Raw genomic sequence first — 13,159 nt, forward strand, 5'->3', positions numbered from 1 at the left:
GACCCGTCGGCCCGGGTGTGCACTGCTACGCGGTCGGGTGAGGCCCGGATCACGTAGCCTTGAACGTCTGAACGGGTTGCCGGGGAACGCCGAGGAACGGGGTGCGCATGGGCTGGCTGGCGGGAGTCTTGATCCTGTTCTTCGGCCTGATGGCGTCGATCGCCCTGCACGAGCTGGGGCACTTCTCCTTCGCCAAGCTGTTCGGGGTCCGCACCCCGCAGTTCATGGTGGGCTTCGGGCCGACGCTGTGGTCGCGGCACAAGGGCGAGACCGAGTACGGCGTCAAATGGATCCCGCTCGGCGGCTACATCCGCATGATCGGCATGCTGCCGCCGCGCAAGGGCGACCTGCCGGGCCAGGCACGGCGGCTCAGCACCGGGCCGTTCCAGGCGCTGATCGAGTCGGCCCGCGGCGCGTCGCTGGAGGAGGTCCGGCCGGGCGACGAGAACCGGGTCTTCTACGCCAAGAAGTGGTGGCAGAAGCTCACCATCATGTTCGCGGGCCCCGCGATGAACCTGGTCCTCGCGGTGATCTTCTTCGGGATCCTGCTGATGGGGATCGGCACCCCCACCCCGCAGCCGGTGATCAGCGCGGTGGCCAAGTGCGCGATCCCGGCCGACTCCCAGCTCACCGAGTGCCCGGAGGGCTACACGCCCACGCCGGCCGCGTCCGCGGGGCTGCGGGCCGGCGACCGGATCGTCAGCTACGACGGCCGGCGGATCACCGACTACGACCAGCTCCAGGGCCTCATCCGCGACTCGGGCGGGCGCACCGTGGCGCTGACCGTCGAGCGGGACGGCAGGCCGGTCTCGTTCCAGGTGCCGGTCACCCGCAACCAGATGTACGACCTGGACGACCCGAAGAAGATCGTCAGCGTCGGCTTCCTCGGCATCACCCCGCTCCAGGAGCGCGAGCGCCAGGGCCCGGTGGCCGTCGCGAACTACATGGGCGAGCTGACCGCCCACACCGCGGGCGCGCTGCTGCGGATGCCCGAGAAGATGGTCGGCGTCTGGCAGGCCGCGTTCGGCGACGAGGCGCGCGACCCCAACGGCCCGATCGGCGTGGTGGGCGTCAGCAGGCTCGGCGGTGAGATCGCCGCCTCGGAGAGCCCTATCGTCGAGAAGGTCGCGATGTTCATCGCGCTGCTCGGCTCGATCAACCTCGCGGTCGGCCTGTTCAACCTGGTCCCGCTGCTGCCGCTGGACGGCGGCCACATGGCGGGCGCGCTGCTGGAGGCGATCAAGAAGTTCTTCGCCCGCGTCTTCGGCCGCCCCGACCCCGGCTATGTGGACGTGGCCAAGGCGCTGCCGCTCACCTATGTGATGGCGGCGGTCCTGATCGTGATGGGCGGGCTGCTGATCTACGCGGACCTGGTCAACCCCATCCGCTTCGCCGGTTAGCGCCGCGGGTCACGGCGGGGCCTCGGCCGGCTCGGCCCCGCTCCCTTGGGGGACGGCGTTCCGCGATGCCCGCGCATGTCACCCGGCATGATGGGGGGCCGGAGGAGCATGTCCGAGTACTTCACGCTGCATATCGACGACAGCGGCCGGCTGCCGCTGCTGGCGTTCTTCGTCGCGTTCATCGTCACGTTCGTGCTGACCCGGGTGAACGTGCGGCTGATCCGCGCCGACGTCCGCTGGTGGTTCCGCAACGTCAAGGCCGGGGACCTGCATATCCACCACGTGGTGTTCGGCGTGGTGCTGATGCTGGTCGGCGGGGTGATGGGCTTCGCGATACCGGACGCCTACCGCGGGTTCGTGGTGTCCGCGGCGGCGGTCTTCGGGGTGGGCTCGGCGCTGGTGCTGGACGAGTTCGCGCTCATCCTGCACCTCAGCGACGTCTACTGGACGGAGAAGGGCCGCGCCTCGGTGGACGCCGTCTTCGTCGCCATCGCGGTCACCGGGCTGCTGCTGCTCGGGGTGCGCCCGGTCGGCTTCGCCGGCTGGGAGCCCGGTCCGGGCAGCGGGCTGGACGGCCCCGTGCTCGTGGGGATCTATGCGGGGTACCTGGTCGTCAACCTGATCCTGGCCGTGCTCACGCTGCTCAAGGGCAAGATCTGGACGGGTCTCGCCGGGCTGTTCCTGCCCGTCCTGCTGGTGATCGGGGCGATCAGGGTGGCCCGGCCGGGCTCGCCGTGGGCCCGCTGGCGCTACGCGCCGGGCTCGCGCAAGCACCGCTCGGCGGTCTGGCACGAGGAGCGCTTCCGCCGCCCCCTCATCCGCGCCAAGATCTGGGTGCAGGAGTTCATCGCGGGCCGGCACGACCTGATCAGGCCGGAGTTCCGGCATCGCCACACCCCGTTCGACCGCGGCCGCCATCACCGCCGTACCGAACCGCCGTCGCGCAAGCCGACACGGCACAACTAGCCGGGCGGCTCGCCGGGGGAGCCCTCCTCCTTCCACAGGGACAGCACCGTGCCGATGGTGTCGGCCTCCTGGGCCGTCTTGTCCTCCCGGTAGCGCAGGACGCGGGCGAAGCGCAGCGCGATGCCCGCCGGGTAGCGGGGGCTGCGCTGGACGCCGTCGAAGGCGATCTCCACGACGAGCTCGGGCCGGACGTGAACGGTCCAGTCGTCCTCCCGGACGGCCAGCGCGCGCAGCTTCTCGGTCTGCCAGGCCAGCAGCTCGTCGGTGAGGCCCTTGAACGTCTTGCCGAGCATGACGAAGCCGCCGGTGGCCGGGTCGCGGGCGCCCAGGTGAAGGTTGGACAGCAGGCCCTGGCGGCGGCCGTGCCCCCATTCGGCGGCCAGCACGACCAGGTCGAGGGTGTGCCGGGGCTTGACCTTGATCCAGCCGGCGCCGCGGCGCCCCGCGGTGTACGGCGTGTCCGGCGACTTGATCATGACGCCCTCGTGGCCGCGCGCGATCGCGTCGTCGAAGAACGCGCGGGCGCGGGCCGGGTCGCCGGTGACGACGCGCGGCATGCGCAGCCGCTCGGGGACGACCCGGGCCAGCGCGGCGTGCCGTTCGGTGCCGGGACGGTCGAGCAGGTCGGCACCGTCCAGATGCAGGACGTCGAACAGGAAGATCGACAGCGGGACCTGGGAGGGGCTCGCGGCCCGGGTGGCGGTGCGCGCCGCGGTCACCTGGAAGGGCTGGGCGGAGCCGTCGGGGCGCAGCGCGATCAGCTCGCCGTCGAAGACCGCGTCCCGCACCGGCAGCGTGCGCAGCTCCTCGACGACCTCGGGGAGCCGGGAGGTGATGTCGTCGAGCGTGCGGGTGAAGACCCGCACCTCGGCGGGGTCGGAGCGGACATGGATCTGCGCGCGGATGCCGTCGAGCTTCCATTCGATGGCGGCGCCCATCCCGGGCGGCAGGTCGAGCTTGGCGTAGGCGTCCTCGATGGACGGGGCGGACGCGGCGAGCATCGGCTTGATGGGACGCCCCACCTGGAGGGTGAAGCGGCGCAGGCCGTCGACGCCGTCGGCGAGCGCGGCGGAGGCGACCGGGCCGAGCGAGCCGCGCAGCATGACGGCGCGGCGGACCTCGGCGGACGGGACGCCGGCGGCGGAGGCGATCGCCTCGGCCATCACCCCGTCGAGCGCGCCCTGGCGCAGCTCGCCGGACAGCAGCCGGATGAGGAAGTCCTGCTCGGCATGGGTGGCCCTGGCCATCAGCGCGGACAGCAGCGCGCGGCGGCGCGCCACCGAGCCCTTGCCCGAGACCGCGCCGATCTCGCTGAACGCGGCGTCCACCTCCGCGACGGTCAGGGACGGCTCGGCCGCCGGCGGCGGGATGTCGCGGAACGAGGCATAGCCGACGCCGATCTGCCGCTGGGGCAGCTCCCCGGAGAGATAGGCGACCACGATGGGGGCCTCGCCGGGGCCGGCGTCGCGCAGGCACTCGGCCAGGAACCCGATCTTGGCCTTGCGCGCCGACGTCCCGGCGACGGCACGGGACGTACGGGCGATCTCGCTGAGCAGCACGTTTCCATTGTGCGTCCTGAGTACGACATCGGATCCGCCCGAGGTCGGCCCGGGTGAAACGGGTGTCCTCGGAGTTGGGTGATTGGCGCCCCGCGGAGCACCGCGGAGCCCTGGCGGGGTGAGGGTCCGGCTGTTTACCTTCGAGGGGTACGGCTGGCGATCAGCGGAGTCGGCAAGAGGAGTGTGGAGTGGGCGGCCTTCAGCGTTCGCCGGAACCGTTCCAGCGGGTGTACTCACCGCCGGAACCGCCGGCGCCCGCGCGCCGGCCGCGGGTGCTCGTGCTGCTGGTGGCGGCGGCCGCGGTGGTGCTGACGGCGGGCGGTGTCTTCGTCCTGCTGCCGGACGGGGAGCCCGGGGGCCGCGGCGACCGTCAGGCGTCGGTCGGCGAGGCCGCGCCGTCACCGTCCTCCCCGGAGGCGCCGGGACCCGAGCCGATCACCGCGCTGCCGCCGCCGTGCGAGACGGTCCCGGCCGCCACCGTACGGAGCCTGGTTCCGGGCGCGCAGCGGCGGGCGAGCGCCAATCAGACCCTCACCACCTGCACGTACTCCTCGGGCAGCGACGGGTTCCGCTGGCTGCGGGTGGAGGCGCACCTGTACTCGCCCGCCAACACGCCCACGCCGGTCGAGGACGCCAGGCGCTACTACGGCGCCCAGTGGACGCAGGCCCACAACGCGACCCTGGAGCGGACGGTGAGCCTGGCCAGGCATCCGGGCATGGGGGACGAGGCGTACCGCTGGTTCAAGGAGGACCGCGGGCAGCCGACCGTGGTGGGCCAGGTGACGGTCCGCCTGCGCAACACGGTGATCACGGTCGGGTACAGCGAGCGCAGCGGCGGCGCCGGCGGCGCGGAGGCGCGCGAGGAGGCGTGTCTGGACAAGGCCACCAGGGTCGCCCGCGAAGTGCTGCGGGCCTTCCGTTAAATCATTTCTGACCTGGATTGGCCGAACCCGCCATGATCGCTCCGAATTACTTCTAGGCTCTCCCTGTTTAGAAAACGATACGCCAGAGGGAGGCAACATCGTTATGGCCGCGCGGCCGGGAGGAGTGTCCTGGGTCAGGTGACGCTCACGATGGAGTGAGCGTCGGTCGGCGGGCCGCGGAGCGGAAACGCTCCGCGGCCTTTCTCATGCCCGTCGCCGAAACTCCGTGGAATGGCGGAGTAATGTCTACCGTCAGAAAAATGCCCAACGTTCGATTGCCGCTATGGTGGAGCCCGGTGGCCCCCTGGGACGGAAGGCGAAGCCGAAGTGGAACCGGTGACGGTCTGGTGGGCGGAGCTCGGCGCGGCCCGCCCCGCGCTGCTCGGTCTGGCCGGCCTGCTCGACCCGGTCGAACGCGCCCGCAGGGATCGCTACCTGCGGGACGCGGACAGGGACCGGTTCACGCTCGGGGTGGCGATGACCAGGCTGGCGGTCGCGGGACGGCTCGGCCTGCAACCGGAACGCGTCCCCCTCACCCGCGCCTGCCGGGACTGCGGCGAGCCGCACGGCCCGCCCGTCGTGGACGGCGGCCCCCACCTTTCGGTCTCGCATTCCGGCGACCGGGTCGCGGTGGCGGTGTCGCCGCATGGGCCGCTCGGCGTGGACGTGGAGGAGGACAGCGGCAGGATCGGCGACGACATCGCGCGTCAACTGCTGGCCGGCGACGAGCCCCCGGGCGGTCGCGCGGGGCTGCTGACGTACTGGACGCGCAAGGAGGCGTTGCTGAAGGCCACCGGCGACGGGCTGCGCGTCCCGCTCAGGAAGGTTCGCGTCTCTGCGCCGGACGAGCCACCACGATTGCGCCTTTGGGACGGTCGTCCCGGGCTTGCCGAGCGGATCATGATGCGCACCCTCGACCCGGGCCCCGGGTACGCCGCCTGCCTCGCGCTGCTGGACCATCCCGAGGGCGTGCCGGTGCGCGAGCGTCCCGTGGCCGAGCTGCTCAGGCCGCGAGCAGACCTGCCTTGACCCACACCTTGCGGGCCGGGCCGTCCAGGAACCCGACCTCCTCGAAGAGGTCGGTGCACCTGCGGAACGCCCAGGCCATGGTGGCGCGGCGGTGCGGGCTGCGCGCGGCGACCCGGCTCGCCACCTTCGGGTCCAGGCCCACGGCCTCGTAGCACGACGGGTGAATGAGCCGCGTGGCCATCGCCCGGGTGGCCTGCGCGAGCCCGAAGGCGGCCATCCGCCGCCGCGCGGGATGGGCTTCCGCGACCAGCCGCTTGAGCTCCTCCCTCGCGTACTTGATGTGCCGGGCCTCCTCGATCACATGGATCCTGGTGACCTGGCGGACCATCGGCTGGACGTCCTCGTCCGGGAACGTCAGGCGCTGGAAGGCGTCGGTGAACTCCTCGATCACCAGCGTCCCGGCGAACGTGGGCAGCGGGTCGTAGGCGGCCATGAACAGCTTGCCGAGCTGGTAGTCGATGGCGCGCGGGCGGTGGGTGCGCAGCCCGCAGGTCCGCACCATCCGGCCGAACATCTTCGAGTGCCGGCACTCGTCGGCGATCTCGGTGAGCGCGTAGGCGACGTGGTCGCTGTCGTAGCGCCGCCGGTAGGAGTGCTGGACCAGGGCCTGCATGAGCAGCAGTTCCGACCAGATGCCGAAGGAGGCGATGCTGCACATCTCGTGCTTGGTCAGCTCCACCCGCCGGCGGTGGCTGAGGCCGTCCCACAACGGGGTCTCGTAGAGGGACGCGAGCTGCGGCGGGGCGTAGAAGCGGTCGGGGTCCTGCGGCGCGTCCCAGTCGACGTCGGTGTCGGGGTCGAAGGAGTGCTTGCGGGAGGTCTTCAGCAGCCGTTCGGCGACCACCTCCCGGTCGGTGAGCTCCAGCGTGTGGTCGCCGTCCCGGCAGCGGATCGTGGCGGTCCAGGTGCCGGGACGGGAGCGGCGGCCGTTCGGCGGAGCGGGCACGGCCATGGTCGCCTCCTTGGCGTGGCGTGTCAGCGTGGTGTCGGTATCCGGGCGAGCATGCGCAACGCGCGCGGGGAGAGCCGGGACAGCGCGTACAGCAGGTGGCCCTCGACGTTGACGGGGACGACCGGGCGGTTCTCGATGATGGCGTCGACGATCCGCTCGGCGACCTTCTCGGGCGGGTAGCCGCGCCTCTGGAGCCCGCGGTCCAGCCGCTCCCTCATCCGCTGGACGCCGGCCTCGTCCACGCCCACGATGGTGGCGTTACGGCCGATGCCGGTGCTGGCGAAGCCGGGGCACACCGCGGTGACGCCGATCCGCAGGCCCGCCAGTTCCGCGCGCAGGCTGTTGCTGAGCTGGAGCACGGCGGCCTTGGTCATGCAGTACGCGCCCAGGTCGCGGTGGGGCGCGAAAGCGGCGGCCGAGGCGATGTTGACGATGTGGCCGCCGAGGTTGGGCCTGTCCGGTTTGACGGGCAGGGCGCGGACGCGGTCGGCCATCTGCCGTCCGAACAGCCGTGAGCCGTGGACGACGCCCCACAGGTTGACGCCGACGATGCGCCGGAGGTCGTCGAGACCGGTCTCCAGGAACGGCCCGGCGACCGCGATGCCCGCGTTGTTGACGACGATGTCGGGGACGCGCCTGGCGTCCTTGATCTCCGCCGCGAACTCCTCCATCGCGGCGGCGTCGGCGACGTCCACCTGATAGGCGGCGCCGTCCGCGCCCAGCGACTTGGCCATGGCGATGGTGCGCTCGGCGGCGGGCAGGTCGATGTCGGCGGCGATGACGGTGGTGCCGCGCTCGGCCAGCGCGAGCGTGGTGGCGCGGCCGAACCCGCTGCCCGCTCCGGTGACGACGGCCAGCGCGCCGTCGAAGTGCGCGAGGGGCATGCCCGCCTCCTGGTCTCCCGGGGTGTTCACGAGGAGAACGTACAATGTACGTACCGTGTCATGCGCTACTTACCGGTGTCAATGGACTCGGTGTCAATAAGGCCGGGAGGGCGGATGGGCCTGACCCGTGACCGGATCGTCCGCGCGGCCGTGGAGCTGATCGAGCGGGACGGGCCGGACGCGCTGTCGATGCGCGCGGTGGCCGGGCTGCTCGGCGTGGCCGTCATGTCCCTCTACAACCACGTCCCGAACAAGGCCGCGCTGCTGGAGGGCGTGGCCGCGCACGTCGTCGCCGGCATGGATCTCGACGGCATGGATCTCGACGGCGAACCCGACGAGGACTGGCGGGCCCGCGCGCGGACGCTGGTGCGGGCGTTCCGCAAGGTCGCGCACGACTACCCGCGCTGCATGACGGTCGTCCTCACCCATGAGATCGACACTCAGGAGGCGGTCCGGCCGGTGGAGCGGGCGCTGGAGCTGGCCGACGCCGCCGGGTTCGACGGCGCCACCTCGGTACGCATCATGCGGGCGCTGCTGGCCTACGCGCTGGGCGCGCAGGTACGGGAGATCGGCGCGGTGAAGTGGCTCCACCATGTCGCGAACACGGACGCCTACGGACGCCTCGATCCCGAGCGCTTCCCGCATACCGTCGCGCTCGGACCGGAGCTGGCCAAGCAGGATCCCGAGGCCGACTTCGAGTTCGGTCTCGACCTGCTCATCCAGGCTGTGGACGCTCTCCCGCGCCGTCCTCCCGGAGATACGGGCTGAGGCCCGTCCAGCAGAAGTCGGTCATGTAGCGAGCGGCCTGCTCGGCGGTCACCCCGGGCCGCCGCGTCCGCCACAGGGACAGCCGCTCCGAGCCGCCGATGATGATCTCGGTGTACGCCTCCACGACCTCGGCGGGCGCGTCGGCGGCGAACCCGGTCAGCACCCCGGCGACCAGCGCGCTCTGCTGCCGCCTGATCGCCTCGATGGCGTCCGCGGTGTCCGGTCCCCCGGCGAGCGGCTCCTTGGCCAGCATCGCGAACGACTTGCTGTGGGTGTCGATGAAGGAGAAGTAGGCGACCATCCCGCGCCACAGGACGTCCCGGGGCGAGGTGGCGCCCGCGATGGCCTTCTGGGTGACCTCGTGCAGCTCGGCCTGGGATCGGGCGACGCAGGCCAGCAGCAGGCCGTCCTTGGAGCCGAAGTACTCGTACAGCATCGGCTTGGAGACCCCGCAGCGTTCGGCGATCTCGTCCATCGAGGTGGCGCGGTAGCCTCGCTCACCGAACACGCGCTCCGCCACGTCCATCATCTGGCGCTCGCGCTGGGCGCGGGACATCCGGCGGCGCGGCGTTCCGGACGTGCCCGGCGCGCCGGGTGTGGCGGTTCCCACAGCGGTCGGCCCCCTGTTAGATATTTCGTCAATAGCATTACCGGTAGTAACTTACTCGGAGTAGGTTAGCGCGGAAGGGACTCGGGACGCCATGAGCCACACAGCGGGCACCAGCACGGGCACGGGTTCGCCCAGGATCGTCATCATCGGCTCCGGGTTCGCCGGGCTGGGCATGGCGATCCAGCTCAAGCGCAACGGCTTCGACGACTTCGTGATCCTGGAGAAGAGCCAGGCCCTCGGCGGCACCTGGCACGACAACACCTATCCCGGGTGCGCCTGCGACGTCCCCTCGCACATGTACTCCTTCTCCTTCGAGCTCAACCCGGGCTGGACGCGAATGTTCGCCCCGCAGCCGGAGATCCGCGCGTACCTGGAGCGCACCGCCGACAAGTACCGCGTCCGCGACCACATCCGCTTCGGCGCCGCCGTCGACGCGATGGAGTACGACGAGGACCGGCGCGAGTGGAAGGTGACGCTGGCCGACGGCGGCGTGCTGAACGCCAAGGCCGTCGTCTCCGGCGTCGGCGCGCTGCACATCCCGTCCTTCCCCGACCTGCCCGGCATCGAGCGGTTCCAGGGCACGGCGTTCCACTCCGCCGAGTGGGACCACTCCTACGACGTCACCGGCAAGCGGGTCGCCGTCATCGGCACCGGGGCCTCGGCGATCCAGTTCGTGCCGAAGCTCGCCGAGCGGGCGGGCAGGCTGGTGGTCTTCCAGCGCACACCGCCGTGGATCCAGCCCAAGCCCGACTTCGAGATTCCCAAGGCCGCGCGGATGCTCTTCAGGACGGTGCCGGGCACGGCCCGCGCGTTCCGCAACGCCATCTACTGGGTGCTGGAGGCACGTGCTCTCGGCTTCACCGTCCACCCGCGGCTGTCGGCGCCGCAGGAGCGGATGGCCCGCCGCCACATCGCCCGCCAGATCCAGGACCCCGAGCTGCGCGCCAAGGTCACCCCCGACTACACCATCGGGTGCAAGCGGGTCCTGCTGGCCAACGACTACTATCCCGCGCTCGCGCAGCCACACGTCGAGCTGGAGACCGCCCGCATCGCCGAGGTGCGCGAGCGCTCGATCGTCACCGCCGACGGCCGCGAGCACGAGGTCGACGCCATCGTCTACGGCACGGGCTTCAAGGTCGTGGACGCGATGTCCGAATGGCACATCGTCGGCCGGGACGGCGTGAAGATCCAGGAGGCGTGGGCGGAGGGCGTCGAGGCGCATCACGGCACCACGCTCCCCGGCTTCCCGAACCTGTTCCTCATGCTCGGCCCCAACACCGGGCTCGGCCACAACTCCGTCGTCTTCATGATCGAAGTCCAGATCCAGCACATCCTGAGCCTCCTGCGGCTCATGCGTGAACGCGGGGCCCAGAGCGTGGAGCCCAGGCCGGAGGCGATGCGCGCGTACAACGACCGGCTCCAGCGGCGGCTGCGCCGCGCCGTGTGGAACGAGGGCGGGTGCGACAGCTGGTACCTGGACGACCAGGGCGTCAACCGCACCCTCTGGCCCGGGTTCAGCTTCGAGTTCTGGGCGCGCAGCCGCAAGGCCAGGCCCGAGGAGTACGTCCTGAGCTGAACGGCTACCGGTCCTCCTCGTCGTCCCGGGCGAACATGGGCCGCATGCCCGCGATCAGCTGCCGGATCACCGGGCGCTGCTCCGCGGGCGTCCGCCCGCGCAGGTCGTGCACCGGGTCCAGGCCGTCGTAGTACGGGGCCAGCGCCAGGAACGGCAGCATCAGCAGCAGCGTCGTGATCAGCACGTCGAGATCGACGTCCTCGCGGAAGGCGCCGCGCTCCTTCCACAGCCGCAGCATCGGATCGATGACCTGGAGGTAGTGCTGGTTGGACGTGCCGCGCACCACCGACCGGACGTTGTTGTCCAGCTCGAAGTGCAGCGCCGCCGTCAGCGCCCGTTCCAGCGGGTGCTCGGCCATGTACTCGGTCCACTCGCAGAACACGTCGAACAGCCAGGCGTCGAAGGGCTGGTCGAAGTCGGTCAGCGCGATGCGCCGCTCCATCTCCTCGCGCACCCGGCGCGAGACCTCGTCGCAGACGAAGGCGAAGAACTCCAGCTTGTCGCTGAAGTACTGGAACAGCGAGCCCTTGGCGATGCCCGCCTCGCGGGCGATGGTGTTCAGGCTTCCCGTGGAGTAGCCGTGCTCGCCGAACTCGCGCATCGCCACCTCAAGGACACGCTCGCGCTTGCCGACGCTCAGCCGGAACCACGTGGAGGTGGGCATGGGGGGCACTCCCTGGTCGGGCACGGCGGTCGGGGCCGGGCCGGGCGGTCAGGCCGCCTGTCAGGTCGGGACCGTGCGGCGGTCAACGGACGGGATTTCAGAGGTTAGCGGGAGCGGCGCCGCGGCGAGGAGGCTTCGGCCGCCGCCCGTCTCGCCGGCTCCGCCGGTTCCGCTCGTCCCCGGCCGTACGAGCGCTCAGTACCAGTGGTGGGACTGCCAGAACGCCCACGCGCCGCACGGGTTCTTGTAGCGGGCCTTGATGTAGCCCAGGCCCCAGGCGATCTGGGTGGGGGAGCTGGTGCGCCAGTCCGCGCCCGCGCTGGCCATCTTGGAGCCGGGCAGCGACTGCGGGATGCCGTACGCGCCGCTGGAGGGGTTCTCGGCCCGTTCGTTCCAGCCGCTCTCGTGGTCCCACAGCGTCTCAAGGGACGACCAGCACCGGCCCCACCCCTTGAGCTCGTTCATCTTCTTGCCGTACGCCTTGTTCTGCTGGGCGCTGGGGTTGGACTTGGCCAGGCGCTCCCGCTCCTGCTGGGCCCGCAGCCTGGCGCGGGCGGCGGCGTCGCGCTTGGCCTTCTCCCGCAGCGCCTTCAGCTCCGCCTGGTGCTTCTCGTAGGCGCGCTTCTTGGCGGCGGCGATCACGTCGGCGGAGACGGCGTCGATGTCGGAGCTGCTCATCATCGCCAGCATGTCGTTGGCGGTCAGATTGCCGACCGCCGCTCCCGACGGCCGGCTCTGCTCGCCGGACAGCCGGTCGAAGTCCACCATCACCACGGCCGCCAGCACGGCGCCGATCGCCACGGCGGTGATGGTGACGTTGCTGGTCAGCATCCTGCGCGCCTTGCCGGGGCCGGACGGCCGCTTGCGCCGGGGCGGGCGGGAGCGCAGCTCTTCCCGCAGGGACGGCTCGTCCGGGCGGTCCAGCCCGTACGGGTCCTGGTACGGGTCGTACGCCTCGCGCGCGGGCGCCGCGGACCCGGCGGCGGGCGGCCCGCCGCCCTGCCGCGCCCGCCGCCGCCCGCCCCGCTTCTGCTGGGGCGCGGCGTGTCTTCTGCGCGTGCCGTGACTCTGTGGCATAGAAGTAGAGTGCCCTATCGCCTGAGACCTGTCGCCGTCCTTCACGAGGTACGGCCACGAGGTGACGCTCGGTTCATGCTTCGGTGAACGCTCGGTACACCGCGGCTCGGTAGCTCGCGGGCCGTAGCGTACAGCGGTCACAGCGCCGGTCACAGTACGAGGTCGTCCAGATCCCCTGCGGCTCTGCGGACGGGTTGCAGCGCCTCGAAGACCTCGCGGTGGAAGCCGGTGAAGACGCCCATGGGCCCGTCGGGCGACTCCAGCGCCCGGTTCACCGCCCCGGCGCGCTCGCGTCCCGCGTCGGTGATCCGGACGAGGGTGGCGCGGCGGTCGCTGGGGTGGGGGAGCCGCCCGACCAGACCGGCGGCCTCCAACTGGTCGACGGTCAGCCTCACCGAGGTGGGGTGCAGCATCACCAGGCGGCTGAGCGTGCTCAGGCTCGCGTGCCCCTCGCTGATGAGCGCGAGCGTGGTGAGAAGGAAGTACCCGGTCCTGGTCAGGCCGAGCCGCTTCAGCTCCGCCTCCAGGGCCTTCTGCAGTAACTGGTGCAGGCGTGCGACCGAGACCATGCTCATGAAGGGCCACGGGGCGCCCGGCAGCCCCTGTTTCTCCCAGCGCTCGTACACCCCGGCGACCAGCGGGTCCGCGCCTCCGTGCGTGAAAGTGGGCACCGCAAGATCGTAGCTTCGGACCAATCCTCATGTAAGTACTCGCTTTTTAGAGCTTCCTGATTTAGAGTGCTCCAGATCAC

13 protein-coding genes are annotated in these 13,159 nt (G+C 71.3%); 6 read left to right on the plus strand and 7 right to left on the minus strand.

Going from position 1 to position 13,159, the window contains the following annotated elements:
• Positions 1-107 precede the first annotated feature (107 nt).
• The gene (locus ACGWYJ_RS00225) at positions 108-1,400 is read left to right on the plus strand and encodes a M50 family metallopeptidase (protein WP_395103390.1); all 1,293 of its coding nucleotides are present in this window, start codon (positions 108-110) and stop codon (positions 1,398-1,400) included.
• A gap of 108 nt (positions 1,401-1,508) precedes the next feature.
• Positions 1,509-2,366 (plus strand): hypothetical protein, encoded by an 858-nt coding sequence (locus tag ACGWYJ_RS00230; RefSeq protein ID WP_395103391.1) that lies wholly within the window; start codon positions 1,509-1,511, stop codon positions 2,364-2,366.
• On the opposite strand, the gene ACGWYJ_RS00235 is transcribed toward ACGWYJ_RS00230, so the two are convergent.
• The gene (locus tag ACGWYJ_RS00235) at positions 2,363-3,925 is read right to left on the minus strand and encodes an ATP-dependent DNA ligase (protein ID WP_395103392.1); all 1,563 of its coding nucleotides are present in this window, start codon (positions 3,923-3,925) and stop codon (positions 2,363-2,365) included. The two genes, ACGWYJ_RS00230 and ACGWYJ_RS00235, sit on opposite strands and share 4 nt — an antisense overlap.
• 188 nt (positions 3,926-4,113) lie before the next feature.
• Here ACGWYJ_RS00235 and ACGWYJ_RS00240 point away from each other — a divergent pair, with 188 nt between their 5' ends.
• Positions 4,114-4,848, plus strand: a complete 735-nt coding sequence (locus ACGWYJ_RS00240; RefSeq protein ID WP_395103393.1) for a hypothetical protein — start codon at positions 4,114-4,116, stop codon at positions 4,846-4,848.
• A gap of 327 nt (positions 4,849-5,175) precedes the next feature.
• A complete protein-coding gene (locus tag ACGWYJ_RS00245; RefSeq protein WP_395103394.1) occupies positions 5,176-5,877 on the plus strand; it encodes a 4'-phosphopantetheinyl transferase family protein in 702 nt (233 codons plus the stop codon).
• On the opposite strand, the gene ACGWYJ_RS00250 is transcribed toward ACGWYJ_RS00245, so the two are convergent.
• Both ACGWYJ_RS00250 and ACGWYJ_RS00255 read right to left on the minus strand, forming a co-directional pair.
• Positions 5,852-6,829, minus strand: coding sequence for a diiron oxygenase (locus ACGWYJ_RS00250; protein WP_395103395.1), 978 nt, complete (start codon positions 6,827-6,829; stop codon positions 5,852-5,854). The genes ACGWYJ_RS00245 and ACGWYJ_RS00250 overlap by 26 nt on opposite strands.
• A gap of 23 nt (positions 6,830-6,852) precedes the next feature.
• Positions 6,853-7,743: an SDR family NAD(P)-dependent oxidoreductase gene (locus ACGWYJ_RS00255; RefSeq protein ID WP_395103396.1), complete on the minus strand. Its 891-nt coding sequence runs from the start codon at positions 7,741-7,743 to the stop codon at positions 6,853-6,855.
• An 84-nt stretch (positions 7,744-7,827) separates the two neighbouring features.
• Between ACGWYJ_RS00255 and ACGWYJ_RS00260 the strand changes: the two genes are divergently transcribed.
• Positions 7,828-8,481 carry a TetR/AcrR family transcriptional regulator gene (locus ACGWYJ_RS00260; RefSeq protein ID WP_395103397.1) on the plus strand — a complete coding sequence of 218 codons (654 nt, stop codon included), beginning with the start codon at positions 7,828-7,830 and terminating at the stop codon, positions 8,479-8,481.
• Here ACGWYJ_RS00260 and ACGWYJ_RS00265 read toward each other — a convergent pair.
• A complete protein-coding gene (locus ACGWYJ_RS00265) occupies positions 8,429-9,091 on the minus strand; it encodes a TetR/AcrR family transcriptional regulator (RefSeq protein ID WP_395103398.1) in 663 nt (220 codons plus the stop codon). The genes ACGWYJ_RS00260 and ACGWYJ_RS00265 overlap by 53 nt on opposite strands.
• Positions 9,092-9,182: 91 nt before the next feature.
• Between ACGWYJ_RS00265 and ACGWYJ_RS00270 the strand changes: the two genes are divergently transcribed.
• Complete coding sequence (locus tag ACGWYJ_RS00270) at positions 9,183-10,667, plus strand: flavin-containing monooxygenase (protein WP_395103399.1); 1,485 nt, start codon at positions 9,183-9,185, stop codon at positions 10,665-10,667.
• A 4-nt stretch (positions 10,668-10,671) separates the two neighbouring features.
• On the opposite strand, the gene ACGWYJ_RS00275 is transcribed toward ACGWYJ_RS00270, so the two are convergent.
• The 3 genes from ACGWYJ_RS00275 to ACGWYJ_RS00285 all read right to left on the minus strand — a co-directional run bounded on the left by ACGWYJ_RS00275 (position 10,672) and on the right by ACGWYJ_RS00285 (position 13,079).
• Complete coding sequence (locus ACGWYJ_RS00275) at positions 10,672-11,331, minus strand: TetR/AcrR family transcriptional regulator (protein WP_395103400.1); 660 nt, start codon at positions 11,329-11,331, stop codon at positions 10,672-10,674.
• A gap of 195 nt (positions 11,332-11,526) precedes the next feature.
• Positions 11,527-12,408 (minus strand): lytic transglycosylase domain-containing protein, encoded by an 882-nt coding sequence (locus ACGWYJ_RS00280; RefSeq protein WP_395103401.1) that lies wholly within the window; start codon positions 12,406-12,408, stop codon positions 11,527-11,529.
• Between the two features lie 149 nt (positions 12,409-12,557).
• Positions 12,558-13,079 (minus strand): MarR family winged helix-turn-helix transcriptional regulator, encoded by a 522-nt coding sequence (locus tag ACGWYJ_RS00285; protein ID WP_395103402.1) that lies wholly within the window; start codon positions 13,077-13,079, stop codon positions 12,558-12,560.
• Between the last annotated feature and the right edge of the window lie 80 nt (positions 13,080-13,159).

The sequence above is a fragment of the Actinomadura sp. SCN-SB genome (assembly GCF_043906805.1).
GTDB lineage: Bacteria > Actinomycetota > Actinomycetes > Streptosporangiales > Streptosporangiaceae > Spirillospora.